The sequence below is a fragment of the Ewingella sp. AOP8-B2-18 genome, assembly GCF_052376015.1.
Lineage (GTDB): Bacteria > Pseudomonadota > Gammaproteobacteria > Enterobacterales > Enterobacteriaceae > Ewingella > Ewingella allii.
Genome location: NZ_JBQSVB010000032.1, coordinates 1 through 4,446 on the forward strand (window position 1 = coordinate 1; position 4,446 = coordinate 4,446).

Consider the following 4,446-nt stretch of genomic DNA (forward strand, 5'->3'; position numbering starts at 1 on the left):
AGCGGAGCGAGTGCATTTCACCCTTGACGACACGCCGGATAAAACACGCTTGGCAGGTGTGGAGGGTTCACGCAGTGAGGCCTTCCACCTGTCAGACGCCGTTGCCCTGGGCGAGGAAGCAAAGCGACCGCTGCAAGGGAGGGGTCAAGGGGAGGCGAAGCCGCCCATTGCAAGGCCCGATGTGCGAAATTGAGCGTAGCGAAATGTAGCAACATCGGGTAGCCTTGTTTCATCATAAATTTCGGGTGAGTTTAGCATGGAAAAACGCGAAAATATGCTACGTGTCAGGTTCTCTGATGCGGAGTTTGAGGTGCTCAGGCAGTTAGCTGACTCTGCTGGCTGCTCAATGTCTGCAATGGTGCGGGATCATCTGGGGAAAGTGCGTGTCCGGAACAAAGAGGCAGATCGCGAGCGCACGGCCATGCTGAACCGGCTGAACGCCAACCTGAATATGATTGCCCGCTGGGTGAATACGCATAAATCCTCTGCCTCTGCGGTTGAGGTGGTCTCTCACCTGATGGTGATCGAGCGTCATATCAGGGAGATGAACCGGTGATTATTGGGTTCAGCCGACACGGAGCGGGGGGCGGTCGTGCACCCGTTGACTATCTGACCAGTGAGATGCGGCAGGGCAGAGAAAATGCGGCGCCCGTTGTGCTGCGGGGTGCACCTGAGGATACGGCCGCGCTGATAGATTCACTGGAATTTAAGCACCGGTACACGTCGGGCGTCCTGTCTTTTGCGCCGGAGGACAATGTCACACCGGCGCAGGAGCAGGCCATTATGGACCGGTTCGAACAGGTCGCTTTTGCGGGACTGGAGGCTGACCGGTACAACATCCTCTGGGTGCGTCATTCGCACGCCGGACACCATGAGCTGCATTTCGTCACGCCCCGCGTCGAGCTGGAGACGGGAAAGAGCCTCAATATCCGCCCCCCCGGGGAGGCCACAAAAGCGGTGTTTGATGACCTCCGAAGTGAAATCAATGCGCGGTACGGGTATGCGGATCCGGACGATCCGGACAGGGTCAGGGATGTCGCTGTGCCCGATCACGCGCTTAAAATCGCCGCAGAGGCCCTCAGGCGGGGCGAAAAGCCCGAAGGTGATGTGAGGGTGCTGATTGATGCCGTATTGTCTCAGCGTGCCGCTCAGGGCGTTATACGCAACCGCAGCGATTTGGTTGACCATGTATCAGATTTGGGCCTTGCCGTTACGCGGGAAGGGAAAGATTACATCACGGTATCAGAGCCGGAGAGCGGGCAACGCTGGCGGCTGAAAGGAACCCTGTATGAACGAGAATTTACCGCTGGCAGAGCGGTTGAAGCGGCAGAGAGCCGAAGAGAACGCCAGTTTGGTATCCCTGACGCGGGAGCATCTGAGCGATTTGCGCAGCGGGTTGAACGACATATTGCGGGACGAGCTGAATACAATACGGCGCGATATGAAAACGCAGACCGAAGCCTTAGCAGCGGAGTATGCAGAGAGCCGGAAAAAGCTGCTCTGGCGACTGGTGACAGGCCGGATGCTCATTCCGTGGCTGAGTGCGCTGATGCTCTTGGGGACTATCTTTTTGTGCGGCTGGGGCGTGACGCAATACTACGCCCGGCAGATACCGGAGCTGCGGCGTCAGGCGTCAGAGATGGATATTCAGGTCCGCACGCTGGAGCAGCAGGGTGGCCGGATGAAAACGAGTATGTGCGGCGGGCGGCTGTGCGTCCAGATAGACCCGGACTCGGGGGCATACGGGAGTCCGGGCGAGAATTACCGGATAGTGAAGGGGTACTGAATGACGGAGTTGGAAACGCATTTGTTGACCGCATTGAAAAATTTGCAGGGCGAGCTAAACGGGCAGTTGAAAGCCTCAGGACAGGCGCAGCGCGATTTACAGAGCATGTTCGAGCGTACTGCTCAGGACAACGCGCGATTAAGTCAGCAGGTGATGAGCTTGCAGGAGCAGGTGAACAGCTTAACGCAGCAGCTCCGGCGCTTTGGGAGCCTGTACGAGCAGAACAGGCGATAGCGCGTCACCGGCAGGAGGAACAGCAGCGGCTGATTGAAGCGCAAAGGCAGCGTCAGGAACAGGAACGCCGGTTACGCCAGCGGCAATATCATGGGCCGAGTATGTGACTCAGCCCGTTTCGTTCGGGAATAGGGCACTGAGGTGAGTCAGACTTCGGTCTGATCGCTGTTGTAATCCCCGCCCTAAAGGGCGAGGAGGAGGTCAATGCCCAAGCAACAGGTAGAATGTTGGGTTATCTGCGCATTGTCCGCCACCGCATTCAAGCACGGTTGAAATCAGATTAGCTACTATCATTAAGGAAAACAACACCATGGATATTTTCCCCAATAGCGGAAGGGAGATAGTTTCTTCTGTTGTCGGTCGTTCTTTACTCAGCATCATCATGACGGCGATCGCCACTACGGCGATAATGGATGACAACAGAGCCCAAGTATAGAAATGCAGACCTAGGAAGGGCGAGCCGTAACCAGGATCACCCGGCAGAATATGCAAAAACATCTGGCGTGCTGAGATCGATCCGGTCACTACACAACCAATCAACGCTATACCGTAATGCGCACTTTTAATACCAAAGCGCACATTAAATAAGAAACCACAGCCAATCAATATCAGTCCGACGCGCTGTAACAAACAGAGTGGACAGGGTAAATCAAACAGTGCCAGTTGATAATAAAAAGCCACTAACAGCGCTGCGCTAATGACAAACAGGCTGATTGTATTTAACTCTCTTGCCAGTTCGTTATCTTTAGTAACATTTATTGAAGTCGCCATAATGCAATTCCATTCAGAAAGAAAGATTTAGCGGATCTGTCGCATGGTGCTTGAACCAGAATAAGCTGATGACCAACAGGATAAGCCACAAGATGTAAGATAATTTCTTTTTGCCGACTATCGTACTGAGCACTGTGCCCAAAGCGATAAGAAAGGGAAGGAACATATACATGATAAATCTCCGTTATTGCCAAATGTTGACATCCTCCCCGCCCTTTAGGGCGAGGAGGATGTCAATCAGGATAAAACTCGGTATCCATGATTTGCTCGAATGTCCACGGACAGGTGTCCGGGAATACGTTTTCACTGATGCCTGTTTCTTTGGCCGCCGATATTTTTGCATAGCTGTAGACCTTCACCAGACAGTCATCAAGACGGCTTTTCAGGCTGGGGTTTTCATCCAGACAGTCGGCAAATTTGCGCCTCTGCTCTTTGATGGTCAGCAGCCAGCTTTTCCCGCGGCGACTGTCCTGATAACGCCATTTAAGCATGTGCGCGAGGAGTTTTTCGAGTCTTGATTCCAGTTCCCTGCGCTCACTGCGGCCCATAGACTCTATTTCCTCCAGAAGATTGTCAGCATCGAGTTGTTCAAAATTACCAGCGCGGATTAAATCGGCTTGCTCTTGGGTCCAGCCGTAAAAATCGCTGTCATAACGGGTAGTCATATTTCCCTCCGTTCGTTCAATTTAAATCGAGGTCGGTTTGGTCAGGCGGTGGCAACACTTCTTCGCCTAAAACAGGTCTTTCGTCGTCGTAAATAATCGGAATCGCTTTGAGTTTCTTTACCTGATCCCAGCCTTCATCCTGTTCACATTCATGCGCAACAACTGTTGCTGAAAATACGGCTTTCCTCTGCCCTTTAGAACCAGCGAAGGCAACTTGTTCATTCACCACATAGGTGTTGGTATTACCTACTTTCACGATTTGAACATACGCATGTTCGGCTAAATGCTTGGTCGCTCTGGCAACTGTTCTCGCTGATTTTCCTAATATTTTGGCTAACACAGGGTTTGATATGGTGACTGCATTTGTTCCCATTTGCATATTTTCACGTATGACACTGAAAACTAATGCAGCCGTGGGGTTTTCCTTCTGCAAAGCTCGGAGGTTTTTTTCTGCGGCACGGCTCATCATGTAGTAACCGCCAGTCACTCGGTTTTTTGTCAGTAAATTGAGACGACGCTCTTCTTCAAGTTGCGCAGCAGTATTTTGCAATAATTCATTAAGTCTCTTATTTCTTTCAACTAGCTGGCCTGTGTACTCATCATCTGCCATCTGTTCATCCTGTCCGTATATGTCACCTAATCATGCCAATTATGGCAGCAAGTATGACAAATCATCGTGGCGTCAAGCAAGACAAAAATGCCAATTTTGTGACACACCCTGCCATGAGCTATGTCATGGTTACCTGTCATGAGCTATGTCATGTAGAAAAAACATACAAACCTTATGTAATCATATAGATATATGCACTTATTCCAATATCCCCTTCTTATTCTTATATATAGGGGGGAGTGATCAGCGTTCCTCTGTAGTACCTGTTCTATTCCGCTTCCTCGACCGGACAGACTCGCGGCGTTGCCGCTCCCTAATCCGGTCTTGCGGCGAGCGGTGCGGGCTGAACCACATCGTCCTTGCTGATTTCGTCAGGGGCG

General features: G+C 51.8%; 8 protein-coding genes and 1 pseudogene. 5 read left to right on the plus strand and 4 right to left on the minus strand.

What is annotated here, in order from left to right; translation table 11 throughout:
• The 5 genes and pseudogenes from ACT3RR_RS22720 to ACT3RR_RS22740 all read left to right on the plus strand — a co-directional run.
• A partial coding sequence (locus ACT3RR_RS22720; protein ID WP_496201148.1) for a hypothetical protein occupies nucleotides 1–193 on the plus strand: 193 nt, incomplete at its 5' end.
• A 63-nt stretch (nucleotides 194–256) separates the two neighbouring features.
• Nucleotides 257–556, plus strand: coding sequence for a plasmid mobilization protein (locus ACT3RR_RS22725; RefSeq protein WP_496201149.1), 300 nt, complete (start codon nucleotides 257–259; stop codon nucleotides 554–556).
• Between the two features lie 65 nt (nucleotides 557–621).
• Nucleotides 622–918 (plus strand): annotated as a pseudogene (locus ACT3RR_RS22730) (relaxase/mobilization nuclease domain-containing protein); the annotation flags it as partial.
• A gap of 370 nt (nucleotides 919–1,288) precedes the next feature.
• Nucleotides 1,289–1,786: a hypothetical protein gene (locus ACT3RR_RS22735; protein WP_496201150.1), complete on the plus strand. Its 498-nt coding sequence runs from the start codon at nucleotides 1,289–1,291 to the stop codon at nucleotides 1,784–1,786.
• Entirely contained in the window at nucleotides 1,787–2,020 is a 234-nt protein-coding gene (locus ACT3RR_RS22740) for an MbeD family mobilization/exclusion protein (RefSeq protein WP_496201151.1), read from the plus strand.
• Nucleotides 2,021–2,221: 201 nt separating this feature from the next.
• Here the strand turns inward: ACT3RR_RS22740 and ACT3RR_RS22745 are convergent, their stop codons facing one another.
• From ACT3RR_RS22745 to ACT3RR_RS22760, 4 genes are all read right to left on the minus strand, one after another.
• Nucleotides 2,222–2,791, minus strand: a complete 570-nt coding sequence (locus ACT3RR_RS22745) for a disulfide bond formation protein B (RefSeq protein WP_496201152.1) — start codon at nucleotides 2,789–2,791, stop codon at nucleotides 2,222–2,224.
• A gap of 13 nt (nucleotides 2,792–2,804) precedes the next feature.
• Complete coding sequence (locus ACT3RR_RS22750; RefSeq protein ID WP_496201153.1) at nucleotides 2,805–2,963, minus strand: DUF5993 family protein; 159 nt, start codon at nucleotides 2,961–2,963, stop codon at nucleotides 2,805–2,807.
• A gap of 61 nt (nucleotides 2,964–3,024) precedes the next feature.
• A complete protein-coding gene (locus ACT3RR_RS22755) occupies nucleotides 3,025–3,456 on the minus strand; it encodes a DUF29 domain-containing protein (RefSeq protein ID WP_496201154.1) in 432 nt (143 codons plus the stop codon).
• 16 nt (nucleotides 3,457–3,472) lie between these two features.
• Nucleotides 3,473–4,066 (minus strand): replication/maintenance protein RepL, encoded by a 594-nt coding sequence (locus ACT3RR_RS22760; RefSeq protein ID WP_409326009.1) that lies wholly within the window; start codon nucleotides 4,064–4,066, stop codon nucleotides 3,473–3,475.
• Between the last annotated feature and the right edge of the window lie 380 nt (nucleotides 4,067–4,446).